A 25,257-nucleotide genomic window follows, 5' to 3' on the forward strand; every position below is an offset into this window, starting at 1 on the left:
TTATGCATCTGGTGATTATCAGTGGGGTCTCGGGCTCGGGTAAAAGCACCGCCTTGAACGCGTTGGAAGATGCGGGCTACAACAGCATCGACAACTTACCGGTGAGCCTCTTACCCTCGCTGGTGGCGCAAATTCAAATTCACAAAGATGCCGAGAACCAGCACTTTGCAATCGGTATTGATGTGCGCGACGCCTGGCAGGATCTGGACATATTCCCGCAGATGATCGACACCTTAAAAGAGGCCCACCTGCCCTTTACGGTGGTCTTTTTGGATGCCGAGACCAAGAAAATCGTCCAGCGTTTTAGCGAAACCCGGCGCAAGCACCCGCTCAGCGGCAAACACCGCCACTTAAACGAAGCGATTGATACCGAACACCAGCTGCTCAACCCCATGCGCGACTCGGCGGATGTAGTCATCGACACCACCGAGCTCAACCTGCATCAGCTGCGCGATTTGATTAAAACCCGGGTGGCGGAGCCGGCCTCAGAGGGCATGGCGGTTCTGTTTGAATCTTTCGGTTTTAAACACGGCCCCCCCAACAACGCCGACTTGGTATTTGACGCACGCTGCTTACCCAACCCTCACTGGGACCCAGCCCTGCGCACCCAGACGGGCAAGGATGTGGGAGTTATCGCTTTTTTAGATGGCGAGCCGTTAGTGCAACAGATGTTCGACGACATTAAAAATTACCTGGGGCGTTGGTGGGAACACTACGAAGCCAACAACCGCAGTTATATCACCATTGCCATTGGCTGTACCGGCGGCCAACACCGGTCTGTGTACCTGTGCGAGAGACTGCAGCAGTTTTTTAGCCGCAAGCTCGACAATGTACAGGTGCGCCACCGCGAACTCCACCGCAATCAGACTGAGTAGTGTCAATGGCCCAGCGCACCGTCACCATTGTTAATAAAAAAGGACTACACGCACGCTCGGCTGCCAAGTTGGTATCCCTGGGCAAAGAGCTGCCCTGTGCGGTCGAGGTTCACTTTTGCGATAAGCGCGCCGATTGCACCAGCATGATGGCGCTGATGATGTTAGCCGCCGGGCTGGGCTCGCAACTGTCCTTAACGGCCGAAGGTGAACACGCCGACCATGCGCTGGAGCGTGTTTGCCATTTAATTGAATCCGGCTTTGACGAGCTGGGCGAGGAATAACCCCCCATGATCGATTACGACGACGAATACGAAGAACTGGCCCCCAGCAAAAGCCAGATTAAACGGGAAATGCACGCTCTGCAGGATATGGGCAAAGCGTTAAGCGAGCTTACCCCCTCTCAATTGGCCGGTATCGAGCTGCCCGACGAGGTGCGCGATGCCATTGCCGAGCTGTTGCGTATTCGCAGCAATGAAGCCAAGCGCCGCCAACTGCAATACATTGGCAAATTAATGCGCAAAGTGGATGCCGAGCAGGTAGCGGCAGATTTAGAGGCTATTAAGGCTCAGGGCACGCTCAGCGTGCAGCGCCAGCACCTGATTGAACAGTGGCGCGACCGCATGCTCAGTGGTGACAAACAAGCGGTGGGCGACTTTATCGACGCCTACCCCCAGGTGGATATTCAACACCTGCGCCAGCTGGTGCGCCAGGCGTTGAAAGAAAAATCTCAGCAAAAAGCTCCGGCTCACGCTCGCAAACTCTTTCGCTACCTGCGCGATACCATAGCACTAGCGGACTCACAGTAAACTTAAAAGGCGCAATGCTTATTGCGCCTGATCGGCCACTCCCACAAATTCGGTTTGCGGGTCATCCCAACTGCCGGTCACCTTGTAGGTCAAGCTGGTCACCTTATTCATCTGATCCTCAAACAGCTTACTCAACACAAACACCCCAGCGGCTACCGGAAAACCGGCGGCCAGGGCGGCGATGACCGTCAGGTTACCGCCCATGGGAATCGTTGCCACCAAATGAGTATTAAGGGTCTGCGCCTGCAAATCCACACCACCGGTCAATTGCATCCGGCCCGAGGGGCTCTGCATTTGAATGGGCTCGTCTATGTGCAAGTGCCCCTCGTTAAAGCTGACAGCGCCATTAATATGGTCAAAGGTCAACCCGCTGGTATAGACATCGGAAAAATCCAGCCGGGCGCGCCTTGCCAGCGAATCGAAATTAAACAGCCCCAGTAATCGCAACAACCCCTCGCCGGCGCCCCCGCTTGTGCGAATAAAGCGCCCCTCTCCCAATGAGGTCCGCGCCTGCCCCGATAAATGCTCCAGCTCAAAGTCCAGGGGGCTGCCCGCCCACCCCAACTCCAGTTGCATTTGGGCGGTTTCGGTTTGAATACTGGCGGGCGCGCCCCAGGCCTGCAAAACTTGCCCCATATCGGTAGCGTTAAGCCCGGTGGTCAAATGGGTACGCAAGGTTTCACCCAGCTCCAGGCGCAAACTCGCACCGCTTTGATCCCCAAGCCCGTCAACCGCAATGCCGCGAATATCGCCGGTAATATTATGCAAACCCAGGTGCTCACGGTCGGGGCGAAACTCAAATTGCCAGCGGCCATAATCGGCGTCACCCAAATGCAAAGATTCAATCGCCACATTGGCGCCGCGCCACTCACTCATGGCCTGCCAATCGAGGGCGGGCTTACGCTCAACTGTGCTATCACTCTCTGATTCCTGGGTATTTTTCTCTCCCAATAGCGATGAGGGCATAGCAAGCTTGTCGATATGAATATGAAACGGCTCACTCAGATCCAACGGCCAAAAAACATCACCCACAACCTGGGGGTGATCCACGTGGAGCTTCCAGGCGTCGGGCTGCTGGGTCGCCAATAGCTGTAAATCCTTTAATGTCCAGTTACCCACGCGGTGCTCACCCAGCGTCAAACCCAATTCGACCGGAAGACTAAGCCCGGCTTGAGTGACTTCACTGGACGCCTCGGGAGGATGCAACTGACGATACTTTTGCCACAGGCCCAGCCAGGCATTTTTATCCAGCTGCGCCAAAGAAGCGGTGACTTTAAGCTTGGGCTCAAGATCCAATTCCGGCTCGGACCCAAGGTTAATGGCGCCGCCCAGCAACTGTTTGCCATTGGGGGATAAGTGCAAGAGTGCGCGCAGATTGTCCCGGTAGTGGATATCCGCCAGCGCGGTCTGTGCCCCCAGAATGTAATTGAGGGCCAAACGTCCCGGCTCGCCCGCCGCTTTGCCCAGCGGCGCAGGTAAAGCCACCGACACCTCTTGTAACTCCGCCTGCACGCCAATGGCCGCGACCCGCTTATCGGCTGAAACAGACTCTTGCTGAGCATAGTTATGGTTCAGCTCCACATGCACATCCAGCGGAATTCGTCCTTCGATCAAACGCAAACTTGGCTGATCACTCCACTCGGTCAGCTGTGCGGCGGTGGCTGCAGTGGCAACATCGATAGTGGTTAGGGCGTTCGGCGTCCCGGGGGCGCGAGTGCCAATGGCGATTTCGGTTGGCTCATTGAATAGCGTCGCCTGCAAAGACTCAGAGCGCAGCCCCGTCTCGGAGCTATAGGCAATACGCCCGGAAAAGTCTTCCAGCTCCAGCTTAAAGTTATCCAGCGCAAACATAGAGGCATTCACATCCAATACCAGATTCTGCTGCGCGCCACGCGCCTCCGGCGCCAACGGAATCGCCAAATCCACCACGCCGGTCAAATCGCCGTGCAAATACCAGGTGTCCATTTGGTTGCCCACAAAGCGACGCAGCACGCTTTGCCGCAAAATCCGCAAACCATCACTGGCAATGCCATCGATAGCGCCATTTATCTGCAATAGCTTGCCAACATCGTCCGGATTGTCCGCCAGGGTTAGCTGAATATCCGTAATATCGCTGTTATAGATTTGCGCCCGCTCGATACGCGCGTGCACATCGCCATCGTCCACCACCAAGCGGCCGTGGGCATCGTGCAGCTCGGGCCAATCCGGGTGGTACAAAAACGAGCCATTTTCCAGCGCCAGATCTAAACCCACGCTGTAACTCTGGGGGCCTTTTTCGTTAAGCGTACCGCGATAAATAAAACTGCCCCGGCTGGCAAGGGCTCGATTGCTGCGACCAATGCCCCGGGTTAAATACTCCGTCAGACTTTGCGGCACCACCTGAGGCAAGTACTTGCGATACTGACCGGCCAAAACATCCGTCGCCGTGACCGCCAGAGTCAACTCAATGGGACCGGTATTGCGGCGAATAGGCAGCGACAAATGAAACTGCCCTTCGGCTCGCTCTGCCTTGTCGCTTACCTGCAGCTTGCCCGAATACACATCCACCTGATTGGCATCGGGCTGTACCCGCCACCCCACACTGCCGTGGGCCGAATCGAACTTGAGGGGGCGGGCATAAACTTTGTCAAAACCCATGGTGAACGCTTGCTGAGTATCCAGCTGTACATGCCCGGCAAACAGGCCCGTGTGCAAATACCCGGTCACGCCTGAGAGCGCGGGAATCCCTTTCCAGCCATCGCCACTGACCTGTTCCAGGCGAGCCTGCAAGCGGGCCGAGCGAGGTTGCTTAAGGGGAACACTGAGGGTTACATCACTCATCTGGCCGCGCAAATCCATCGCCGTCAATAGCTCGGCATACCAGCGTTCGGAGTCAATCAGCTCACTTTCCAGTAATTGCCGATTAAGCCAACCCACATCCAAATCCGCCAGGCGAACTTGCAAGGGCGCCTTGGGATCATCCTGCCCCAACCACAAACGCAATTGCCCTTGGGTGATTCCCAGGGCGGCAACAAAGAGCTTATCCAGCCCCAACTGCCAGCGTCCCTGATGGTAAGAACCACTCAGGTCCGCCTGTATGCGCTCCAGTGAAAAAGTCCGGCTGGGGGACAACGGCAGCTCGGCATCGGCCAACTGCAGCTCGCCCCGGGCGCTGTAACCTGTGTTGGCATCGGGCCGGTCAATCCACACACTGGCATCCAAACGCCCGGCGAGTTCATCCGCCGCGCCCTGCCACCACTGCCTCGGCAAGGCAGCGCCTAAGTCAGCCAGGGGGAAATCGCGTACCTGCACATACCCGCGCTGCCGGGCGCTCGAGCGGCGCGGATCACCCTGCGATTCGAGCAGTACATAAAGCGCATTAGGGTTGCCCGCCGAGCCCAGCTGCAGCAACAAACGATGAAAGTCGCCGCGGTTTTCCAGCAACAGGTTAGGCGCCTGCAAATTAATACTGTGACCACTGGCGAATTGGACATCCAGCTGGGTTTGCTCAATGCCAATGCGCCGAGCGGCGAGTAAAATATCCAATAGCTGGTTTTGTAACTCGGCGGACAGAGGTTCAGCCCGACTGGCGCGTGCGCCGCGCAAGCGCCAGTGCCCAGTTTCATCCTGCAGCAGGGCCAGGGCGCCGCCGCGCAAGGTGACACCACTCCACACGGGTTTTAGCTGCCAGGCCGAGGCGATTAGATCGAGGCTTAATTGCGCCTCGCTCATTTCCAGTAGCAGTTCGCCGCCCTGCCCGTGCACGCGGATATTGTCTACTTGCAGCAAAGGGCGCATACCCGACCACTCGGCCTCGAGCGCACCAATTTCAATACGGGTGCCGGTTTGCTCCGACAAGAGTTCGGCAATGGGTTCGCGGTAATCGCTTAACAGCGGGGTTAAACTGCGGGCCAGCTGCACCAGCACCGCCAGGGTAATAATCGTAAAGGCGAGCAGCAGGTAAAATTGACGCAGGCAAAAACGCAACACCCGTCTCATGGTGAACTCCGCCAAAGCCCCATCGCTGTTGCCCATTCGCTACACCAGAACAATATCGTACTGCTCCTGGTTAAAAAGCGGCTCCACCTGAAACTCGATGGTGCGGCCGATGAACGCTTCCAGGTCGGCCACATAGGCGGCGTCTTCATCCAGCAAGCGATCCACCACCACCGAGGCGGCCAACACCAGAAACTTGTCGTTGTCGTAGGCGCGGGCCTCGCGCAGAATTTCGCGAAACACTTCGTAACAAATGGTTTCGGCAGACTTAACCTGGCCGCGGCCGGTACACACCGGGCATGGCTCGCACAGCATTTGCCCCAGCGATTCGCGGGTGCGCTTGCGGGTCATCTCTACCAGCCCCAGCTCGGATACACCGGTAATTTTGGTTTTGGCGTGATCTTTCTCCAGCGCCTTTTCCAAAGTGCGAAGCACCTGACGCTGGTGCTCCGGGTCCTGCATATCGATAAAATCCAGCACGATAATGCCACCAATATTGCGCACCCGCAGTTGGCGGGCAATGGCGCCGGCCGCCTCCATATTCGTTTTGAATATGGTTTCTTCCAGATTGCGTCGCCCCACAAACGCCCCGGTGTTTACATCCACCGTGGTCATGGCCTCGGTCTGCTCGACAATCAGATAACCGCTGGATTTAAGCGGCACCCGGGTGTCCAGGGCGCGGGCGATTTCATCCTCCACGCCGTACAAATCCAGCAGCGGGCGCTCGCCCTGGTAGCACTCGATTAGGTTGATCAGCTGAGGGGCGTAATCATTGGCAAACTCGCGCATTTGAGTCCAGCTCTGGCGTGAATCCACGCGAATTTTCTCGAGCGGCGAGCGCGCCAAATCTCGCAGCGAGCGCAGTGCTAGGGGCATATCTTCATACACCACCGACGACACCGGCAGGGCGCTTAGCTTCTGATTAATGTCCTGCCAAAGCTTCTGCAAAAAAGGAATATCGGCCACGACCGCATCGGCGCTAATCCCTTCGGCCACGGTGCGCACAATAAAACCGCCGCTGCCATCGCCATCTTTCACTGCCGTCTCTACCGCCGAGCGCAAGCGCCCGCGCTCGGCCTCATCATCAATGCGAATAGAAACTCCAATGTGCGGGCTGTTGGGCATGTAAACCAAGTAGCGGGATGAAAGCGTGATATGAGTGGTTAAACGTGCGCCCTTGGTGCTGATAGGGTCTTTGCTAACCTGCACCACCAGCGCCTGCCCCTCGCGCACCAGAGTGCGGATATCGGGCAGCTCGCCGCGTTTGCTGTCGCCCTCGGGCACTTCGGGCACCAGCTCCTGGGCGTGAATAAATCCGGTGCGCTCCAGGCCAATATCCACAAAGGCCGCCTGCATACCGGGCAGCACCCGCACCACCTTGCCTTTATAGATATTGCCCACAAACCCTTTGCGGTGAGTGCGCTCGACGTGCAGCTCCTGCAAGACCCCGTTATCCACCAGGGCAACCCGGGTCTCCACCGGCGATACGTTAATTAGGATTTCTTCGCTCACCGCTGCACACTCTCAGACTATTCGGTCATATAAATTATATTTGCCATACAGGGATATTGTACTCGGCCAAGAGCGCCGCTGTCGCCTCCAGCGGTAAGCCCACTACCGCCGAATAGCTGCCCGACATCGAGACCACAAACACCGCCCCCAACCCCTGGATGGCATAGCCACCAGCCTTGTCCTGTGGCTCGCCGGTTTCCCAGTAGCGGCTTATCTCGCCATCGCTCAGCTCGCGAAAGCGGACCCGGCTTTCCACCAGACGACAACTACAGCGCTGCCCGTCGGTAAGCGCAACCGCCGATAAAATACGGTGCTCGCGTCCCGACATGGCCCGCAACATTTGTGCGCCATGACCCTGATCGCGGGGCTTTTCCAACACCTGGCCGTCCAAAACGCCCAGAGTATCGGCCCCCAGTACAACGCCGGCGTCGCCCGGCAGGGCGGCAAGACCCGCCCGGGCCTTGTCTTCCGCTAGGCGCTGGACATAGGCCTCGGGCGTTTCCCCGGCGGCGCGCACCTCGGGTACATCCACCTTTATACGGGTAAAGGGCACGCCAATTTGCGCCAGCAATTCGCGCCGTCGGGGCGAGCCAGAGGCAAGGTATAAATGCGGGATTGATTGGATCATAAGCTCATTAAATTTGCCGGGCGATACGCTGAGTACGCCGCAGAGCATCCAAAAGCATCGACAGCAGGGGCCAGAGACTGGCGCTGGCCAGCGCCGGCAGCATAAAACCCAGCGAGGTTAACTCGCGCCCCTGCAGCGATTGCACCCAGTAGGATAAACACTGCCCCAGCAACACTAACAAAAACACCCACAGGGCCACCTGCCAACGGGCAAAATGGCGCACCCGGCGATAGGTGCGCAGACACAAATAACCCACCAGTACCAGCACCAAGCCGTGCTGCCCCAAGGGCGTGCCCACCACTGTGTCCTGTACCACGCCCAACACCAGCAGCAAGATCATGCTGGTGCTTTGGGGCAGGATATTAATCCAGTAAATCACCACCAGCAGTACAAACTGCGGGCGAAAGGTCTGGTACTCAAAAGACAGAGGGTAGATATCCAGCAGTAAGGCGAAGAGAACCGTGGCAAAAATGAGGGTGTGATGGGCGACGCGATCCAGCCACATATCAGCGCTCCACTAACGGCGCATCAAACACCAGCAGCACATTTAATACCCGATCCAATTGAGCCATGGGCTTAACGGTAATCTCAGCAAAAGGCTGGCCCGGATCGCGCACCACAGACTCTACCACGGCTACCGGGTAACCGGCTGGAAACTTCTGCCCCAGCCCCGAGCTTACCAGTAAGTCGCCCTCGCGAATGTCGGTAGTATTGGAAACATGGCGCAGCTTTAACTGGTTTAAATCGCCCGTTCCCTCGACAATACTGCGCACACCGTTGCGGTTTACCTGCACAGGCATGGCGTGAGACGGGTCGGTAAGCAGCAATACCCGGGCACTGTCAGGGGCGACCTCAATCACCTGCCCCACCAAACCCTTGGCATCCAGCACCGGCTGCCCCTCAAACACACCGTCTTCGCGGCCGCGATTAAGCACCACCGTGTGGCTAAGCGGATTGGGGGATATGCCAATCACCTCCGCCACTAAGACATCGTCTTCAAGCAGTTCGGTGGCGTTGAGTAATTGTCGCAGACGCGCGTTTTCGGCGGCCAGGGCGGCCATTTGCTGGAGTTTACGCTGATGGATAAGCAGTTCAGATTCCAGGCGCTGCTTCTCTTCCAGCAAATCGCCGTGGGAGGTAAACACCTCTTTGCGCCAGGCATCAATGCGGCTGGGCCAGTCGGTAATCTGATACAGGGGTTTGGCAATTACGCCCAGCTGACGGCGCGGCTCATCCAGAATATCGGTGTACAGCGACAGCAGCACCAGTATCAGCGCAATCAGGCTGAACAGCGCAAAACGAGAGCCGACGGCGGGGCCTTTGCTAAAAAGGTTTTTAATGGTTCTTGCTCCGGCTAACGGTGCCGGGCCCGGGTAAATCTAACGGGCCCTGGCGACTGACTCCCGGCGGGCACCGGGCTTACACTCAGGACGACAGCAAGTCGATATTGCGCTTATCGTTCATCTCCATCGCCATGCCGCCACCGCGGGCCACACAGGTCAGAGGGTCTTCGGCCACCACAAACGGCAGACCAGTTTCATTGGCCAGCAGGCGCTCGATATCGCGCAGCAGGGCGCCGCCGCCGGTCAGCACCACACCGCTCTCGGCGATGTCCGAGGCCAGCTCGGGCGGGGACTGCTCCAGCGCACTTTTCACCGACTGGACAATTCCGGCCAAAGGCTCTTGCAGGGCTTCGAGAATTTCGTCACTGTTTAACGTAAAGCTGCGGGGCACGCCCTCGGCCAGGTTGCGGCCGCGCACATCGATTTCGCGCACTTCACTGCTGGCGTAGGCGCAACCAATCTCTTGTTTGATGCGCTCGGCGGTAGCATCGCCAATAATGCTGCCGTAGTGACGGCGCACATAGTTAACAATGGCCTCGTCAAAGCGATCACCACCAATGCGCACTGAGTCGGAGTAAACCACGCCGTTTAAGCTGATTACGGCAATTTCGGTAGTACCGCCGCCAATGTCCACCACCATCGAACCACTGGCCTCGGCCACTTTCAGGCCCGCGCCAATGGCGGCGGCCATGGGTTCCTCTATTAAACGCACCTCTAAGGCGCCGGCACCCAGGGCCGACTCGCGAATCGCGCGTTTTTCTACTTCGGTAGACAGACAGGGAACGCTGATCAAAACCCGGGGGCTGGGGGCAAACCAGCTGTTTTCGTGCACTTTGCGAATAAAGTGCTGCAGCATTTTTTCGGTCACCTGAAAGTCGGCAATCACGCCGTCTTTTAAGGGGCGGATGGCGGTAATATTGCCTGGGGTACGCCCCAGCATACGTTTGGCTTCTGTCCCTACCGCCTCGACAATTTTTTGCCCGTTATGATGGCGAATCGCCACCACCGAGGGTTCATCCAGGACAATACCGCGTCCGCGTACGTAGATAAGCGTGTTGGCTGTGCCGAGGTCAATAGAAAGGTCGTTGGAAAAAGCGCCGCGAAGATATTTAAACATGTTTATTGCTGGCCTTAGATACTAAGAGTGCCCGGGCCGCTGATACAAAGCAGCCCGAGCAACAAAATCTGTTACTCACCACCCGAAGCTGGGGATTTAAGTGTCACTGTGGGTCGGTCCGCAGGGGGCGCAAACGCGCACTTTGCGCAGACCTCTCGCCAATGCTGGCACTCTATCAACGGCAGGGATTTAGGGCAAGGCGCAAATGTGATAACTTTAGCGCCTTTTCGGGCAATCTCGGCATTTTTGTCTTCATTTTAGTGGGCACTTGCCAAAACACCCCTTAAAATTGCCAACTTTTGACCAATGCGCTTATGCGCGAGCAAGGCGGAGCTAAGCCCATGGCTGTAAATCAATCCGATATCGAAAAACTGGCCGAACTGGCAAAACTGGAAATTTCCACCGAGGCCGCCGGCGCTACGGCCGACAGTATTTCTCAGGTGTTAGAGCTGGTGGATCAACTGCAGGCGGCCGACACCACAGGCGTGGCCCCCATGGCCCACCCGCTGGATGCGGTGCAGCGCCTGCGCGCCGATCAGGTAACCGAAGCCGATCAGCGCGAAGCCCTGCAGGCCATGGCCCCGGCCACTGAAGACGGCCTGTATCTGGTACCGCGCGTGATCGAATAAGCGTCGCCTGTCGCTGACCAACCACGAATTCAACGCTCATCCTATTCAAGGACACGGTTCATGCATACCAAGACCATTGCCCAGCTTATTGAGGGGCTGCGCAGTAAAGAATTTTCCAGCGTCGAGCTGACCCGCCACTATTTACAGCGGATAAAAGAGCGCGACGGCACCTACAACAGCTACATCACCGTCACCGAAGAGGCCGCCCTGGCCCAGGCCGAGGCCGCCGACCAGCGCCTGGCCGCCGGTGACGACAACCCCCTGTGCGGCATTCCCATTGCCCACAAAGATATTTTTTGCACCACCGGCATTCGCACCAGCTGCGGCAGCAAAATGCTGGACAATTTTATTGCCCCCTACGACGCCACCATCGTCGAGAACTATCAAAAAGCGGGCGCGGTCATGCTGGGCAAAACCAATATGGACGAGTTCGCTATGGGCTCATCCAACGAAACCAGCTATTACGGTCCGGTAAAAAACCCCTGGAACACCAACTGTGTCCCCGGCGGTTCCTCGGGCGGTTCGGCCGCCGCCGTCGCAGCGCTACTGGCACCAGCGGCCACCGCCAGTGACACCGGCGGCTCGATTCGCCAGCCAGCGGCACTGTGCAACCTGACCGGCCTTAAGCCCACCTACGGGCGGGTATCACGCTGGGGCATGATTGCCTTCGCCTCCAGCCTGGACCAAGCGGGCACCCTCACCCGCACCGCCGAAGACTCCGCCATTATGCTCAACGCCATGGCGAGCTTCGATGCCAAAGACTCCACCTGCGTGGATGAACCACTGGAGGATTACACCGCCAAGCTGGGTGATAGCCTGCAAGGCCTGACCATCGGCATCCCCGAAGAGTACTTCGGCGAGGGCTTAAACCCGCAAACCGCCGAGCGGGTACAGGCGGCGATTAAAGTCTACGAATCCTTGGGCGCGACCACCAAATCCATCAGCCTGCCCCACACTCATCTGGCGGTACCGGCTTATTATGTGATTGCCCCGGCGGAGTGCTCGGCCAACCTGTCACGTTTTGACGGCGTGCGCTACGGCCACCGCTGCGACGATCCGAAAGATCTGGCCGACCTGTACAAGCGCTCACGTGGTGAAGGCTTTGGCGACGAGGTGAAACGCCGTATTCTTGTGGGCACCTACGCCCTGTCGGCGGGTTATTACGACGCCTACTACAACAAAGCCCAGCAAGTGCGCCGCTTAATCAAACAGGACTTTGTGGACGCTTTTAACCAGGTTGACGTAGTACTCGGCCCCACCTCGCCCTCACCGGCGTTTGAGTTTGGCGCCAAGTCAGACGACCCCGTGGCCATGTACCTCGAAGACATTTACACCATCGCCACCAATCTGGCGGGCCTGCCCGGGCTGTCGATACCCTGCGGCATGGTGGACAACAAGCCCGTGGGCTTGCAGCTGATTGGCAACTATTTTGCCGAGAGCAAGCTGCTCAATGTCGCCCATCAATTCCAGCTCGCCACTGACTTTCACCAGCAGTTGGCCCCCGAAACAGCGTAAGAGGTAAGCACTATGGAATGGGAAACGGTTATCGGGCTGGAAATTCACGTACAGCTTTCCACCCAATCAAAAATATTCTCGGGCGCCAGCACCGCTTTCGGCGCGGCCCCCAACTCGCAGGCCTGCGCCATTGATCTGGCCATGCCCGGCACCCTGCCGGTGGCCAACGAACAGGCGTTTCGCTTTGCAGTGATGTTCGGCCTGGCGATGAACGCCGAAATCGGCAAGCGTTCAGTCTTCGAGCGCAAAAACTACTTTTACCCCGACCTGCCCAAAGGCTACCAGACCACTCAACTGGAAGAGCCTATTGTGGGCCCAGGCGTGATCGACATTGAGCTGGAAAACGGCGAGACCAAATCCATCCGCCTGCACCACGCTCACCTGGAAGAAGACGCGGGTAAATCCCTGCACGAAGACTACCAGGGCATGAGCGGTATCGACTTAAACCGCGCCGGCACTCCGCTGATTGAAATCGTCTCGGAGCCGGACATGCGCTCGGCCGAAGAGGCGGTGGCCTACCTGAAAAAAATTCACTCCATCATCACCTACCTGGGCATTTCCGACGGCGAGATGTCTCAGGGCTCTATGCGCTGCGACGCCAATGTCTCGGTGCGCTTAAAAGGTGAAGAGGAATACGGCACCCGCTGCGAAATCAAAAACATCAACTCGTTTAAGTTTGTGGAAAAAGCCATTAACGTCGAAGTTGAGCGCCAGATTGATTTGATCGAAGACGGCGGCAAGGTGGTGCAGGAAACTCGCCTGTACGACGCAGACAAAAACGAAACTCGCTCAATGCGCAGCAAGGAAGTCGCTAACGACTACCGCTACTTCCCCTGCCCCGACTTGCTGCCGGTAATATTGGACGATGACTATATCGCCGAGATAAAAAGCAAACTGCCCGAGCTGCCTGACGCCAAGCGTGACCGCTTTGTTTCCGATTACGGGTTGTCCAGCTATGACGCTACCGTGCTGACCGCCGAGCGCGCCACTGCGGATTACTTTGAAAGCGTTGCCAAAACCTCGGGCGAGCCTAAGCTTGCCGCCAACTGGGTTATGGTGGACCTGGCCGCCTACCTGAATAAGTCCGAGCAAAAACTGGCGGACTGCCCGGTAAGCGCCAAACACCTGGCACAATTGATAGCCCGTATCAAAGACGGCACCATTTCCGGCAAAATCGCCAAGCAGGTGTTTGAAGCCATGACCAATGGCGAAGGCGACCCGGACAGCATTATTGAAAAGCGCGGCTTAAAGCAGGTGTCCGATACCGGCGCCATTGAAAAAATGGTGGATGAAGTCATCGCCAACAATCAGGCCCAAGTGGACAACTACAAAAACGCCGACGAGAAAAAACGCCCCAAAATGCTGGGCTTTTTTGTGGGCCAGATCATGAAAGCCAGTAAAGGCCAGGCGAACCCGCAGGCCGTTAACGAAATCCTACTAAAGAAGCTAAACGAACAATGACACTGAAAAAAGACAAGCAAAAAGTACTGGGCGAAGTATTTGATGACGAGCGCATTAAAAGCTTTTTTAACTACCCCGCCCCCGATGGCATCAATCAGGATTACCACCTGCTAGAAAAAGCCTACCGGGGCATGCGCGAAGAAAACTTTGCCACTTTTGTAAAGTTCTTTACCGAACAGGGCCGCGACCTAAACGCCGAGGGCCCCGAAGGCAAAACCATTTTGCAAACCATCAAAACCCATCGCCACGCGGATGATTATATCGCCGCGCTGGAGCAAGCCGGAGCCAAATAAGTGCGGGGCAATCCTGCCAAGGCGCTCGACTACCTGAGCCGCGGGGCACATTTAATTACCACCCCGGGGCTCAGGCGCTTTATTGTGGTCCCGCTGCTGGCCAATGTGGTGGTTTTTATCCTCACCACCATTGCGCTAGTGAATTTATTCAGCGATGTATTAAGCATGCTGATGGGCTGGCTACCCGGTTGGCTGGAGTTTTTAGCCTGGGTACTCTGGGCTATTTTCGCCCTGGCACTGCTGGTGTTTTACGGCTACAGTTTTAACCTTATCACCAATTTAATCGCCGCTCCGTTCTACGGTTTTTTAGCAGAAAAAATAGAGACAAAACTCACTGGCATTCCCCTGCCCGAGGAAACCTGGGCGCAACTCATTCCCCGCACTCTGGGGCGCGAGCTAGTCAAGCTGTGGTACTTTTTTACCCGGGGCTTGCTGGTTCTGTTGGTCGTTATAATCAGCTGGTTTATTCCCGGCTTAAACCTGATTGTGCTGGCCATAACCACCCTCTGGGCCGCCTGGTGCATGTCCGTTCAGTACGTGGACTACCCCGCCGACAACCACCAGACACCCTTCCCGGAGCTGCGCAAAAAACTCGGCGCCGCACCGCTCACCAGCTACAGCTTTGGCGGCCTGGTCATGCTAGGCAGTATGATTCCCATTGTGAATATTTTTGTGATGCCAATCGCCGTAGCGGGGGCGACGGTTTATTGGGTTGAAGAGATGCGAGAGGAAAATGATGTCGGACGTCTGAGATCGGATGTCAGATGAAAAACAAAGGCGGCGCCTTCAGCGCCACCTATTAAATTATTAATCCCGAAAATTATTAAACTGCAGTGGCTGGTCAATATCCGCGCCTTTTAAAAATGCGATGACACTCTGTAAATCATCGCGCTTTTTACCGGTGACTCGCAGCTGGTCGCCCTGAATTTGCGCCTGAACTTTTAGCTTTTGCTCTTTGATCATTTTCACGATCTTTTTCGCCAAATCTTGCTCGATACCGGTTTGCACCACCACTTCTTGCACTGTGAGTTTGCCGCTGGGACGCGGTGGCTTGGTGTCCAGACAAGCGATGTCGATGCCGTTTTTCATCAGCGCGCTCTGCAGGATATCCAGCATTTGCTTTAACTGAAAATCGCCTTCAGCGGTCATAGTGACCAGATACTCTTTTAAATCAAAGCTGGCTTCTACACCTTTAAAGTCGTAGCGCCCCTTGACCACACGGCCCGCCTGATCAACCGCGTTGGTTAAATTGTGCTTATCAACTTCTGACACCACATCAAACGATGGCATGATTACTCCTTAAAAAATTAATGTAATAACCGCCGCAACCACCACCCAAAGCAGCAGTGAGCGAGAGAACATGCCCGGCATCTGCTCTATCATTTGCAGACTGAATGCGGGCTCTATTTTAACCGCCTGGGTGCTGCCGGGCTCGGCGGCGTCATTATCACCCAAGGCGCCTCGCAGCACTCGCGCCAAATAGACCGGGGTGGTCTCAAACGGGTGCAAACAACCGTGGCGCCAGTGCGCAACACAGGCATCAAAATTACCCACCAGCGCCCACGACAACCCCATCAAACAGGCCGCGGGCCACTCAACCCAGGTAATGACTTTGCCCAGCCCCTGGGCGCCTGGGTGATTGCTTTGCAATAATTGCTGCCACAATAAAATCAGCAAACGATAAGCCAGTGCGGCCGGCGCGCCCAGCAGCAAAAACCAGAATAATACCGCAAACATCCGCTCAAAGCCCCGGTAGGCAAACACCCGCAACGCTTCGTGGTTTAAATCGAGCCAATCGTCGGGGTGGGGCTCCGCGCGCAGCGCCGGGTCCAGATTTGACTCGTCTACAATCTGCACCGCGCGCACCGACTGATCGGCATGGGCGGCTTCCGTATAGGCCTGCAACGGCTGGGAAAAATCGCCGCGCCCCAAACTGTACAAGAGCACCAAACAGTTGACACACAAAATTAACAAAAAGCCCGCTGATATCTGATGCAAAGCCCCCCACAGAAGGCTTAGCCCCAGCACAGGCAAGGCGAGGGTCAACCCCAACCGCAGGGCGACAGGTAGCTTTTTCAGGCCATCCAGACGCTGCCACAAACTTAAAAACCACCGATCTTTATGCAGCGGACGGCCCGACCCCCACCACTGCACCACAAGCAACACAATCACAACGCTTAAAAAAGTCATTGAGCTATCCTTTTAACGCGGCCAAATAGCGGCTCCACTCAAACGCCGGCCCCGGATCAGTTTTGCGCCCCGGCGCTATATCGCTGTGGCCGGTAATACGAGCTGGTGTAATCTCGGGGTATTCGCGCATTATAGCGTCTGTTAACCCCCGCAAAGCGTGGTACTGATGCGCGGTATAGGGTTGAGTGTCGGTACCTTCTAGCTCAATCCCAATACTAAAGTCATTGCACTCCTCACGCCCGGCAAAGCGCGATCGCCCCGCATGCCAGGCCCGCTTATCCAGGCCAACAAACTGCACCAACTCGCCGGTGCGAGAAATCAGTAGATGGGACGACACCTTCAGGTGGGCAATTTCAGCAAAATAAGGGTGAGCCTTGCAATCGAGGCAGTTGGTAAAAAATCGCTCTATATGGCCGTTACCATACTCGCCTGGGGGCAGACTAATGTTGTGAATCACCAGCAGGCTGATATCCGAGGCCTCGGGCCTATCGCCATAATTGGGCGACGGACAATGGCGCGCCTGAGTCACCCAACCCTTGTTTATTGTTAATTCAGTCAAAGCACCGCTTACCTTGTTATTACCAGCCGTCAGTATAGCGGATGTAAGCCGCGGGGGAATGGTGCGACAAGTCGCGCTGTTTAGCTTGGGAACCTCTGATTAAGTCCTCAGCGGTCTCTGCGCGAGTCCAAAACGTTCATTCCGTAAGGCGCACTTCGCAGGCAATGGCCTTAGTCCTTGGCAAGAAGTGCAAGCCTTCCGCGTCCTGCTCACGGCCCTTACCTACATCCGTGTAGGCAACACAGCGGATGGACGTTTTGGCCGCGCCCTTCGGGGCTTACAGAGGCTGCTGAGGACTTAATCAGAGGTTCCCAAGATCCCCGACCGGGGTCGGGAATGACGAGACTAAATATAGGTGTGGAGATTGAGAGTTATGGGCTCAGGTTCCGGGGTGCTGGGTGCTGGGTGCTGAGTGCTGGGTGCTGGGTGCTGGGTGCTGGGTGCTGGGTGCTGGGTGCTGGGTGCTGGGTGCTGGGTGCTGGGTGCTGGGTGCTGCAGTATCGTAGCACTATGGATGTGATACGAGCGCGCGATTCACACCATCAAAACCTCCTGCATCAGTCGTTTTAAGTTCACCGCCTGCTCTCTGCTCGGCATTAAACGTCTAACGTCAGACCTTCGACAGCAAACGTTTACCCTGATCAACTCCCCCGGGCCTGGCGCAAATTGCCAATGACTGACTCTAAGGCCCGATCGAACAACATGCCGTCGTCCAGCAGTGACATTTTGCCGTCCCGCAGGGCGTAGGCCAGCTCTTCGCGAGTGTGTTCGGCTACCTTCATACCCGTGCGGTTCACAAATATGTATTTGCCGGTGGGCTTGATGACGGCGGCCAGTCGACAACGGTATTTATCGCCGCCGCTACTAATAATTTCAAACCATGAGCCCTGAGTCAGATTGGAGACCAACGCTAAATGCTGTGCATCAATGGCGTCGGTTTGAGACTCATTCGCCAGCGGCTCAAGCATGGCCTCCGCCGAAGCTCGCTCTGCCAAGGTGGGTTCGGGCGCCGTCTGTTGCTCCGCCGGTTCAATATCAGTGTTTGTCTCAGCTACGGGCGGTGCAGTCGAAACGCTCGTCGCGGGAGCCGCGGGTTCACTTGCCGGCGCACCCTCTACCTCAGTCGCAGGCTGAGCATTTCCGCGCAATATATCCAAATGCAGCTTTTCCAGAGCTTTAAACATTTGCCCCATTTGGTAGGGGTTAAAGGCAATATCTTCCAATCCTTTACGCAAACGCGATAACAAACGCGGCACCAGCTTTAACAACTTTTGCCGATTTTCGGCGTTCATGGCGGTCGTGGTACTCCAAACCAGATCGCGCGCGGTATTTAACTGTGCCTCAAAAGTTTCACTGTCTGCGCCCTCTTTGAGACAAGTAATAAACAGCACATTGGACCAAGCCGCCGCCAATAACTGCGCGGCAGCCGGGGGCACGTCAGCACCTGCGGTAATTTCCGCCAGCGCGGAATCCACTTCGGCGCGGGCGCGCTGCGACTTGGCTTTACCGTCCTCGGCATCAATGGTTCTCTGCTCAAGTATTTGCGCGCGACGCTTTTCCTTTTCCTGAAAAGCGCGGAAATCTTGCAGCAATACTTCAAACACCGTTATGTCTTTTTGGTACTCTGCCAAAACTCGGCTAACGGTGTTGTCTACGTTTTTATACAACGCGTCTTTAACGCGCTTTTCCTCGCCCGGATCTTGCCAGCCCAACGCAGCGCTGGCCATCTCATTTAACAAACGGCGAGCGGGGTGACCGCCCTTACCGAAAAACGACTTATCGGCGATGGCGACCTTAATCATGGGGATTTGCAGGCGGGCCAAAAGCGCCTTCATGGGCGCAGCCAAGTTGCGATCTTCAAGGATAAACTCGAACATCATGCTAACCAGGTTAATAACATCTTCATCGACCTGGTTAATAGCCTTGTCAGCGCCCCCGCTGCGCGCCATCAAATTGCCCAGCAAGGCCTTCACATCCGCTGGCGTTTGCAAGGTTTGCTCACTCGCAGCTGAGTTTTGCTGCGCCAGCGACAATAGAGCCACCACGTCCTGAGATGACACACTCACCACTTCGCCGCCGCGCCCGGCATTAGCGCCTCCGCCCTGCCCCTGCAACAGCTCGCGCAGCTGCACCAAAACGTTATCGTCTATAGCGTCGGCGTTAACGGATGATTTTTCACTTGCCTGGGAAGTGGGCGCAGGGCGAGTCGTAGGCTGCTTAACGTTTTTTGAGGCCCCACGAACCGAGGGCAAGATATTAGCGTCTATCAGCAACTGGTTTAGCTGCTCGTACATAGCTCCCAACTGCGCCATTACGCAGCGATCAAACAGTTTATAAAGCACTAAACGCGCTTTAACATCGATTTCTATGCGGCTGGCCGCACTGACAAAGCCCTCGCAAATGCGCTCGGGCCCCACCGGATTGTTTTTAAGATACACCTTGACCGGCACCAACTGATCCACTCGCAGCGCCAGGTGCTGAAGCGATTCGGCAAACTGCTCGCAAGCGCGATTAACCATCGCCTCACTCGCGACCATTTCCTCAAGCTCGTCGTTGCCTACCAGCGACAAATTATCCGGGTCCGCCTCGGCTTTGTCTTTAGTATCAGGGGTAGCAAACTCGGGTTCCAGCAGACGTACAAACCCCACATCCAACTGCTCGTAAAATTCCGCCTCGGTCTTTTTTCGGCACAAGCGCACTTGCCGCATCGAGTCGAAATACAGATTCTGCTCTTGGTTGTTTGTTGCTTTATCTGCCAACTCAAACAGAGCATCGTCCGCCTGGTCAAACAGGCCGCTCAATAACGCTTGCAGTGAGGAACGCGATTTTTCCCGCAGCTGATGCATAACCGCCGGCATGCGCGCCAATGCGGCGTCAGCTGAACGCTTAGCCTCAGGCTTTAACTGAACGACATTTTCGCGGTCATCAATGCGTGAACTGGACATAAGCCTTAAACCGTTAGAGGGAAATACATCAGTTTCTAGTATAAAACTCTGTATCGGCCAGCGCCGGATAATATTTACACAATGCGCGACATATCACACTAATTGATAAGAGGTGGTACGCCTTATGCCTTGGAAGCAAGATTTCAAAAAAAGCATAACTTAAAGGCATAAGAGTGACGCGAAAATTAACACAGAACATTATTCCCACCTTCCCGTCACGATCAACCACCATCATTCCGCCCTCACGTCATTTCCGTGCAAGAACGTCATTCCCGCGGATGCGGGAATCCAGCTAAAGAGAGTGTGGCTTGCCACTACATCTATGGAAACCAGACAAAGAAATGCGCTTTAGCCCACCAACCACGCCACTCCCGACCACGATCGGGAAACCAGACAAGGAGATGCGCTTTAATGCACCAACAATGTCATTCCCGGCCACGATCGGGAAACCAGAAAAGAAGATGCGCTTTAGCGCACCAACCACGTCATTCCCGGCCACGATCGGGAAACCAGACAAGAAGATGCGCTTTAGCGCACCAACCACGTCATTCCCGGCCACGACCGGGAAACCAGACAAGAAGATGCGCTTTAGCGCACCAACAACGTACAATACCCCCTTTTACCCACAGGGCACCGTAATGACCCAACAAAACGCACCCAATCTACCCGGCCTGCAGGACAGCATCGCGCAAAACGTCGCCAACGCCCTGAGCGAAGACGTGGGCACCGGCGACATTACCGCGCAATTGGTGCCCGCCTCACAAACTGCAAAGGCCCGCGTTATTACCCGCGAAGACTGCATATTTTGCGGCCGAGCCTGGGTTGAAGAAACCTTCCACCAGCTGGACCCGCTGGTGACAATCACTTGGCACGTTAACGATGGTGAACAAGCCGCCGCCAACTCAACACTATTCGAGCTATCCGGGCCCGCCCGCTCTCTTCTAACCGGCGAACGCACCGCGCTTAACTTTGTCCAGCTACTATCGGGTATAGCCACTACCGCCAGCCACTATGCCGAGCAAGTCAAAGACCTTCCAATCCAAATACTGGACACCCGCAAAACCCTACCCGGCCTACGCTTGGCGCAAAAATATGCGGTAACCTGCGGCGGTTGCCACAACCACCGCATCGGCTTGTTTGACGCTTTTTTAATCAAAGAAAACCATATCGCCGCTGCAGGCGGCATCGCCCAAGCCGTGCGACAGGCTCGCACCATCGCCCCCGGCAAACCCGTTGAAGTGGAAGTCGAAACGCTAGACGAATTAGACCAGGCCCTGACAAGCGAAGCCGACATTATTATGCTGGACGAAATGGACTTGGCAGAAGTTAACCAGCATCTGGAGGGCCGCCAGATTAACGCCCAGCTAGAGCTATCCGGCGGAGTCGATATCGCCCAAATTAGCGCGCAAAAAGCACTGTTTAAAAATATCAGCCGTATTTCCGTGGGGGCACTAACCAAGCATTGCCGGGCCGTGGACTTGTCTATGCGGATAGTGGAGTAAGGGGTTTGAACGCTGAACGCTGAACGCTGAACGCTGAACGCTGAACGCTGAACGCTGAACAGCATTCTAATTCGTCCCCTCCCTCCAATGAACGTCATTCCCGCGGATGCGGGAATCCAGCTAAAGAAAGCGTGGCTTGCCACTACATCATCGTCAGTCAGCTTATAGGCAGGGTACGCAACTACAAACTGAACCCACGCTATCCATTTATCCATCCGCTGGCCGCTTTGCTAAAAAGTGCCCTAACCGCTTACCCTAGCGAGCTCAAAAACCGATTATTGATACAGCGCACCCGCCCCCGCCAGGCGAGAAAACCACAAGTCAGCGCCCAACGAGCGTGTTAACGATGCTCTGAAACATACTCGCGCAACGCATTATTTAATCGGGTTTGCCAGCCCTTGCCATCGCGCTTAAAAAACTCAATAACATCCTCATCCAGGCGCAGGGTGGTTGAACGCTTAGTCTTTTCAGATTTCGGGCGGCCCAAGCGTCGCGCAGCCTCCGTACCACGCCTGGCCCGAGCGAACATCTCATCAGTCCATTCAGGGTTTTCGGCATCCGGCCCGGTAACATCAGTTGACTTGCTCATAACGGCGCACCTCACGTTGATTGGCTTTGCGCAAACTAATTACTCGGACAGCATCTGCGCGCAATGTGTAAACAAGGGCGTGAAGGCGGTGACCAATAACACAAAGTGCAAAATAACGTCTCTCACCCTCTACGGTCTGCACTACCTCTAATGCCCCTTCAAAGTCGAAGTTAGCGACTAATTCAAAGCTCAAACCTCTCGCTTGAATATTCCGCTGGTTCTTTGCTTCATCATATTCGACTTTCACAGACTTATTGTAGTAACAAAAACCCTAAAACTCCAGTGCACTCGCCGCCAATCTACCTCAAGTGCGATCAAGCCCAGCCCCAAAGCCGCACACAGCCCCTCCGTCACGTGCCTGCCCACCCCAAAATAGAAGCCCCCAACGCTGGCCCCCATACGGCGTATGGGATGACCAAAAAATATGGCCGGTGCACCTTCCCCGCCCCCATCACCGCGATGAACGTCATTCCCGCAAAGGAACGTCATTCCCACGTAGGTGGGAACCCAGCCAAAAAGTGCGGTTTACCGCAAGACGTCATTCCCGACCACGATCGGGAAACCAGACAAAGAGTGCGGTTTACCGCAAGACGTCATTCCCGACCACGATCGGGAAACCAGACAAAGAGTGCGGTTTACCGCAAGACGTCATTCCCGACCACGATCGGGAAACCAGACAAAGAGTGCGGTTTACCGCAACATAAAACGACCGCATTCGATTACCCCGCCCACGGATTCACTAGCTCGATACCAGCACCGGAAAAATCAGTAACATTGCGGGTAACAACCGCCATGCCATGCACCTTAGCCGTGGCGGCTATTAGCGAATCGCGTATAGACCTTGGGTCTGGTACATGCATACCGCCGCACACTTTCGCCACCCGAACGTCAACCGGCAGAATACGGCCTTCAAAAACCGGCAAAACATGCGCCTCAAACCATTCGCGCAAGATCGAACCCTGCGCCTGATCGCGACGCTCAACCAAACCCACCCCCGTTTCCAGCTCCTGAACCGAAATGGCCGACAAATACAAACTTAGCGGGTCAAGCGCCTCCGCCCAGCGGGCGACGTTTGTATCAGCTTTACCACTTTTGACCTTACGCAGCTCCGACACCACGTTCGTGTCTAGCAAAAGCATTAAAGCTCCGCGCTGCGAGCCGACTCACCCGCCTTGGTAATGGGCAACTCCACATCCTCGGCACCGGGTGCCGCTAGCAAATCAGCTACCGAGCGACTGCCACCAGTTAAACGCTGATACTCCTCATACGTCAGCAAAACATGGGCGGGCTTACCGCGGGTTGTAATAAAAACCGGACCATTGGCTGCGGCACGTTTAGCCTCGCTCGCATGTTGGTTAAATTCACGACTGGTAACAGTAAGAATCGACATAAAACCTCCAACCCAAAACAATGTAGAAACATTACTACAAACTTTAAAGAGGGTCAACAAAAGTACACCCCCACCGCTGGCTCCCATATCGGCGTATGGGATGACCAAAAAATATGGCTGGTGCACCTCCCCGCCGCCCATCACCGCGATGAACGTCATTCCCGCAAAGGAACGTCATTCCCGCGGATGCGGGAATCCAGCTAAAGAATGTGACTTGTCTCGAGACGTCATTCCCGGCCGCGATCGGGAAACCAGACAAAAAGCGCGACTTGTCGCGAGACGTCATTCCCAACCACGATCGGGAAACCAGACAAAAAGTGCGACTTGTCGCGACATCACTTGCCCACCACCCCAACTTCTGCGATGATCTAAAAATCCCTGGCGACCACGTCTTGCCGCCAGCACACCAGACAAAAACTTAAAAAAACTCAACGAGTTACCCATGCCTGCCAGCGACAATAGCGCCCTTGATAAACTGCAACAACGCCTGGAAGCGGGCGACTGCCATGTGGGCATTTACGGGCTGGGTTACGTGGGCTTGCCTCTGGCGCTGCGTTTTGCCGAGGTAGGCATAAAAGTCACCGGCTTTGATATCGACCCGCAAAAAGTCCAGCAACTAAACGCGGGCCAAAGCTACATTAAGCGCATTACCGGCAACGACATTACCGCCGCGCTAAACAATGGTTTTAGCGCCACGACTGATTTTAGCCAAAGCGCCCAGGTAGACGCGCAAATAATCTGCGTGCCCACGCCGCTGGATCAGCACCACCAGCCAGACTTATCGTTTGTGACCAACACCGTAGATTCCATACTGCCTTACTTTCGCGAGGGGCAAATACTGTGTTTAGAAAGCACCACCTGGCCCGGCACGACTGAAGAGCTGCTGCAACCCCGACTGGAGCAGCAAGGCTTTACCCCCGGCAAAAACTGCGCCCTGGTCTACTCTCCCGAGCGCGAAGACCCAGGCAACCCCAACTATTCCACCGCCACTATCCCTAAGGTGTTGGGCGGCATTACCCCCACCTGTTTAAAGTTGGGCGAACGGCTTTACCAACATGCTATTAACACGCTGGTGCCCGTTAGCAACACCCGCGTAGCGGAAATGAGCAAGCTTTTAGAAAACATTCACCGGGCAGTCAACATTGGCCTGGTGAACGAAATGAAAATTGTCGCCGACAAAATGGGCATAAACATACACGAGGTTATCCAGGCCGCCGCCACCAAACCCTTCGGCTTTGTGCCCTACACCCCCGGCCCCGGCCTGGGCGGGCACTGCATACCCATTGACCCCTTCTACCTAACCTGGAAGGCCAAAGAGTTCGGCATCAATACACGCTTTATTGAGCTGGCAGGCGAGGTAAACCACCAGATGCCCGAGTGGGTAGTCAACAAAGTGGCCGAGGCGCTCAACCAGCATAAAAAAGCCATAAACGGCAGCCGCATATTGGTACTGGGCTTAGCCTACAAAAAGAACATAGACGACACCCGCGAATCGCCCGCGGTTGAAATAATGCAGCAACTGCAAGACAAAGGCGCGATTATTGATTACTCCGACCCCTACGTGCCGAGCTTTCCCAATAAGCGGGATTATCACTTTGACTTAACAAGCGTAGAATTAACGGAAGAATCTATACAGTCGTACGATTGTGTGGTGTTGGCGACCGACCATGATGATTTTGATTATGCGCAGCTACAAGAATGCAGCAAAATCATTGTAGACACCCGCAACCGAATTAGCGGCAAAACCGCTGTCCGCGCTTAGGTATTAACCCGGTGGCAGCATATGCCGGATTAAAAGGCGGTGCAGGGACGCAACTCCATGAGCCGAAGGTTCATGCGAGCCCTAAAAATCCAGGGTTTTCGCACAAAGCCGCCTGATTTTTAGGGCGAAGGGTAAATAGATCAGGACGATTTATTTATCCACCAAG

At 55.6% G+C, this 25,257-nt stretch carries 25 protein-coding genes; 10 read left to right on the forward strand and 15 right to left on the reverse strand.

Features of this window, described 5'->3' with window-relative positions:
• Window positions 1–2: 2 nt before the first annotated feature.
• Genes rapZ through yjgA form a run of 3 tightly spaced genes read left to right on the forward strand, consistent with a single transcriptional unit; the run spans window position 3 to window position 1,681 of the window.
• Complete coding sequence (rapZ, locus tag M6D89_RS12860; protein WP_253968485.1) at window positions 3–875, forward strand: RNase adapter RapZ; 873 nt, start codon at window positions 3–5, stop codon at window positions 873–875.
• 5 nt (window positions 876–880) lie between these two features.
• A complete protein-coding gene (locus M6D89_RS12865; protein WP_253968486.1) occupies window positions 881–1,156 on the forward strand; it encodes an HPr family phosphocarrier protein in 276 nt (91 codons plus the stop codon).
• Between the two features lie 6 nt (window positions 1,157–1,162).
• Window positions 1,163–1,681, forward strand: coding sequence for a ribosome biogenesis factor YjgA (gene yjgA, locus M6D89_RS12870; RefSeq protein ID WP_253968487.1), 519 nt, complete (start codon window positions 1,163–1,165; stop codon window positions 1,679–1,681).
• 18 nt (window positions 1,682–1,699) lie between these two features.
• Here the strand turns inward: yjgA and M6D89_RS12875 are convergent, their stop codons facing one another.
• The 6 genes from M6D89_RS12875 to M6D89_RS12900 are packed head-to-tail and all read right to left on the reverse strand — an operon-like array spanning window position 1,700 to window position 10,256.
• Window positions 1,700–5,695, reverse strand: a complete 3,996-nt coding sequence (locus tag M6D89_RS12875; RefSeq protein ID WP_253968488.1) for a YhdP family protein — start codon at window positions 5,693–5,695, stop codon at window positions 1,700–1,702.
• Between the two features lie 3 nt (window positions 5,696–5,698).
• Complete coding sequence (gene rng, locus M6D89_RS12880) at window positions 5,699–7,168, reverse strand: ribonuclease G (protein ID WP_253968489.1); 1,470 nt, start codon at window positions 7,166–7,168, stop codon at window positions 5,699–5,701.
• 34 nt (window positions 7,169–7,202) lie between these two features.
• Window positions 7,203–7,796 carry a Maf family protein gene (locus tag M6D89_RS12885; protein ID WP_254722339.1) on the reverse strand — a complete coding sequence of 198 codons (594 nt, stop codon included), beginning with the start codon at window positions 7,794–7,796 and terminating at the stop codon, window positions 7,203–7,205.
• 7 nt (window positions 7,797–7,803) lie between these two features.
• Window positions 7,804–8,301 (reverse strand): rod shape-determining protein MreD, encoded by a 498-nt coding sequence (gene mreD, locus M6D89_RS12890; protein WP_253968490.1) that lies wholly within the window; start codon window positions 8,299–8,301, stop codon window positions 7,804–7,806.
• 1 nt (window position 8,302) lies between these two features.
• Window positions 8,303–9,175 (reverse strand): rod shape-determining protein MreC, encoded by an 873-nt coding sequence (mreC, locus tag M6D89_RS12895; RefSeq protein WP_336297556.1) that lies wholly within the window; start codon window positions 9,173–9,175, stop codon window positions 8,303–8,305.
• 46 nt (window positions 9,176–9,221) lie between these two features.
• Window positions 9,222–10,256, reverse strand: a complete 1,035-nt coding sequence (locus M6D89_RS12900; protein WP_253968492.1) for a rod shape-determining protein — start codon at window positions 10,254–10,256, stop codon at window positions 9,222–9,224.
• A gap of 341 nt (window positions 10,257–10,597) precedes the next feature.
• On the opposite strand from M6D89_RS12900, the gene gatC reads away from it, so the two are divergent.
• From gatC to cysZ, 5 genes are read left to right on the forward strand one after another with little or no spacing between them, the layout of a single operon-like run.
• Complete coding sequence (gene gatC / locus M6D89_RS12905; RefSeq protein ID WP_253968493.1) at window positions 10,598–10,885, forward strand: Asp-tRNA(Asn)/Glu-tRNA(Gln) amidotransferase subunit GatC; 288 nt, start codon at window positions 10,598–10,600, stop codon at window positions 10,883–10,885.
• A 60-nt stretch (window positions 10,886–10,945) separates the two neighbouring features.
• Entirely contained in the window at window positions 10,946–12,400 is a 1,455-nt protein-coding gene (gatA, locus tag M6D89_RS12910; protein WP_253968494.1) for an Asp-tRNA(Asn)/Glu-tRNA(Gln) amidotransferase subunit GatA, read from the forward strand.
• Window positions 12,401–12,412: 12 nt separating this feature from the next.
• Complete coding sequence (gatB, locus tag M6D89_RS12915) at window positions 12,413–13,861, forward strand: Asp-tRNA(Asn)/Glu-tRNA(Gln) amidotransferase subunit GatB (protein WP_253968495.1); 1,449 nt, start codon at window positions 12,413–12,415, stop codon at window positions 13,859–13,861.
• Window positions 13,858–14,154 (forward strand): PA4642 family protein, encoded by a 297-nt coding sequence (locus M6D89_RS12920; RefSeq protein ID WP_253968496.1) that lies wholly within the window; start codon window positions 13,858–13,860, stop codon window positions 14,152–14,154. Before gatB ends, M6D89_RS12920 begins: the two co-directional genes overlap by 4 nt.
• Window positions 14,155–14,922 carry a sulfate transporter CysZ gene (cysZ, locus tag M6D89_RS12925; protein ID WP_253968497.1) on the forward strand — a complete coding sequence of 256 codons (768 nt, stop codon included), beginning with the start codon at window positions 14,155–14,157 and terminating at the stop codon, window positions 14,920–14,922.
• A gap of 39 nt (window positions 14,923–14,961) precedes the next feature.
• Here cysZ and M6D89_RS12930 read toward each other — a convergent pair whose 3' ends face one another.
• The 5 genes from M6D89_RS12930 to M6D89_RS12950 form a co-directional block, all read right to left on the reverse strand.
• Entirely contained in the window at window positions 14,962–15,444 is a 483-nt protein-coding gene (locus tag M6D89_RS12930; protein ID WP_253968498.1) for a YajQ family cyclic di-GMP-binding protein, read from the reverse strand.
• A gap of 9 nt (window positions 15,445–15,453) precedes the next feature.
• On the reverse strand, window positions 15,454–16,344 hold the full coding sequence (gene ampE, locus M6D89_RS12935; protein WP_253968499.1) for a regulatory signaling modulator protein AmpE: 891 nt from the start codon (window positions 16,342–16,344) through the stop codon (window positions 15,454–15,456).
• Window positions 16,345–16,348: 4 nt separating this feature from the next.
• Window positions 16,349–16,903: a 1,6-anhydro-N-acetylmuramyl-L-alanine amidase AmpD gene (gene ampD / locus M6D89_RS12940; RefSeq protein WP_253968500.1), complete on the reverse strand. Its 555-nt coding sequence runs from the start codon at window positions 16,901–16,903 to the stop codon at window positions 16,349–16,351.
• Between the two features lie 641 nt (window positions 16,904–17,544).
• Window positions 17,545–19,848, reverse strand: coding sequence for a DUF1631 domain-containing protein (locus M6D89_RS12945; RefSeq protein ID WP_253968501.1), 2,304 nt, complete (start codon window positions 19,846–19,848; stop codon window positions 17,545–17,547).
• A 292-nt stretch (window positions 19,849–20,140) separates the two neighbouring features.
• Window positions 20,141–20,458 (reverse strand): hypothetical protein, encoded by a 318-nt coding sequence (locus tag M6D89_RS12950; RefSeq protein ID WP_253968502.1) that lies wholly within the window; start codon window positions 20,456–20,458, stop codon window positions 20,141–20,143.
• Window positions 20,459–20,486: 28 nt separating this feature from the next.
• Between M6D89_RS12950 and nadC the strand changes: the two genes are divergently transcribed.
• Window positions 20,487–21,350: a carboxylating nicotinate-nucleotide diphosphorylase gene (gene nadC, locus M6D89_RS12955; RefSeq protein ID WP_253968503.1), complete on the forward strand. Its 864-nt coding sequence runs from the start codon at window positions 20,487–20,489 to the stop codon at window positions 21,348–21,350.
• A 340-nt stretch (window positions 21,351–21,690) separates the two neighbouring features.
• Here the strand turns inward: nadC and M6D89_RS12960 are convergent, their stop codons facing one another.
• The 4 genes from M6D89_RS12960 to M6D89_RS12975 form a co-directional block, all read right to left on the reverse strand.
• Window positions 21,691–21,939 (reverse strand): BrnA antitoxin family protein, encoded by a 249-nt coding sequence (locus tag M6D89_RS12960; protein WP_253968504.1) that lies wholly within the window; start codon window positions 21,937–21,939, stop codon window positions 21,691–21,693.
• Window positions 21,923–22,186: a BrnT family toxin gene (locus M6D89_RS12965; RefSeq protein WP_253968505.1), complete on the reverse strand. Its 264-nt coding sequence runs from the start codon at window positions 22,184–22,186 to the stop codon at window positions 21,923–21,925. The genes M6D89_RS12960 and M6D89_RS12965 overlap by 17 nt, the downstream gene beginning before the upstream one ends.
• A 472-nt stretch (window positions 22,187–22,658) precedes the next feature.
• The gene (locus tag M6D89_RS12970) at window positions 22,659–23,078 is read right to left on the reverse strand and encodes a type II toxin-antitoxin system VapC family toxin (RefSeq protein WP_253968506.1); all 420 of its coding nucleotides are present in this window, start codon (window positions 23,076–23,078) and stop codon (window positions 22,659–22,661) included.
• The gene (locus tag M6D89_RS12975; protein WP_253968507.1) at window positions 23,078–23,329 is read right to left on the reverse strand and encodes a type II toxin-antitoxin system Phd/YefM family antitoxin; all 252 of its coding nucleotides are present in this window, start codon (window positions 23,327–23,329) and stop codon (window positions 23,078–23,080) included. Before M6D89_RS12975 ends, M6D89_RS12970 begins: the two co-directional genes overlap by 1 nt.
• Window positions 23,330–23,771: 442 nt before the next feature.
• Here M6D89_RS12975 and M6D89_RS12980 point away from each other — a divergent pair, with 442 nt between their 5' ends.
• Window positions 23,772–25,091 (forward strand): nucleotide sugar dehydrogenase, encoded by a 1,320-nt coding sequence (locus M6D89_RS12980; protein WP_253968508.1) that lies wholly within the window; start codon window positions 23,772–23,774, stop codon window positions 25,089–25,091.
• Window positions 25,092–25,257: the final 166 nt, after the last annotated feature.

The sequence above is a fragment of the Gilvimarinus xylanilyticus genome (assembly GCF_024195295.1).
In the GTDB taxonomy this organism is placed as follows: domain Bacteria; phylum Pseudomonadota; class Gammaproteobacteria; order Pseudomonadales; family Cellvibrionaceae; genus Gilvimarinus; species Gilvimarinus xylanilyticus.